General features: G+C 53.0%; 2 protein-coding genes. Both read left to right on the top strand.

Features of this window, described 5'->3' with window-relative positions:
- Positions 1–309 (top strand): TolC family protein (locus LGT44_RS08890; RefSeq protein ID WP_230333578.1); only part of this gene is annotated, 309 nt, incomplete at its 5' end.
- Positions 306–1,091: efflux RND transporter periplasmic adaptor subunit (locus tag LGT44_RS08885; protein ID WP_230333577.1), on the top strand; the 786-nt coding region annotated here is incomplete at its 3' end. The genes LGT44_RS08890 and LGT44_RS08885, both read left to right, overlap by 4 nt.

Genomic DNA, 1,091 nt, shown 5'->3' with positions numbered 1-1,091 from the left:
CACACGCAACTGTTCCGGGCTTTTCACAACCGCAAACAAGCCATTGTCGCGGTAGAGGCACTGCGCACCGCCATCATTCCCGCCCTTGAGCAGGCCCTGGTAGAAACTCAGGCGGCCTATCAACGCGGTCGCTACGGGTATCTCGACTATGTCAGCGCGCGGCAGGAATTATTGAGCGCCAGGCGCACCCAGATCGAAGCGGCCGCAGCCGCCTTAACCTATGGTGCAGAAATTGAGCAGCTAACAGCAGAGCCCTTGGCCTTGACACAGTATGGCGAAGACAACACATTTTCAGGAACCCCACAATGAAATCAAATACCCAGTTAAAAAAATCATTTATCCGTCTAATTACGTGTTGCTTTGCGATCACCCTGTTCTCTGGACAAACTTTCGCCGAGACGGGTCACGGAGAAGAGGAAGAGCACGGTGAAGAAGGCCACGTCGAGCTGACCCAGGAGCAGATAAAACATGCCGGCATTACGCTGGCAACCGTTACCTCGGGCACCATCCGCGATGTTTTGCCAGTATATGGCGTCGTCGCCACCAATGCAGAACGTGTACAGTCGGTAACGGCACGCTTCGACGGCGTTATTCGGGAAGTTAAAAAAAGTGTTGGTGATCCGGTTCGCAAAGGCGAACCCCTGGTGACTGTGGAAGCGAATGAAAGTCTGAAAACCTATTCGATAGTATCCGCACTCAATGGTGCCGTTACCCAGCGTAATGCAAACGCTGGCGAGCACACTACGGATATCCCGTTGTTGGTAGTACAGGATTTCTCAACGGTTTGGGTGGAGCTGTCGGTTTTTCCCAAGGATGTTGCTCAGGTTGAATTAGGCCAGCGGGTTCGCATTCTCAGTCTCGATTCGACCCATATCGCAGAGGGAAAAATCATCTATATTGCGCCGCTTGGCCAAACTGGTAATCAGGCCATTATGGCGCGCGCTTTGATCGACAACCCGAATGGCATTTGGAAACCCGGTCTCTTTGTCAACGCGCAAATCACCCGCGCCGAAATAGCCGCTCCAATGGTGATCCGCAACGAAGCCTTGCAAATCGTCGAGGATAACCCTGTCGTTTTTGTTCGGGGTGAG

The organism is Thalassolituus alkanivorans, from assembly GCF_020447205.1.
GTDB classification, from domain to species: Bacteria; Pseudomonadota; Gammaproteobacteria; order Pseudomonadales; family Oceanobacteraceae; genus Venatoribacter; species Venatoribacter alkanivorans.
Note: the sequence above shows the minus strand (reverse complement) of the source record. Positions and strands in the feature narration are given on the sequence as shown.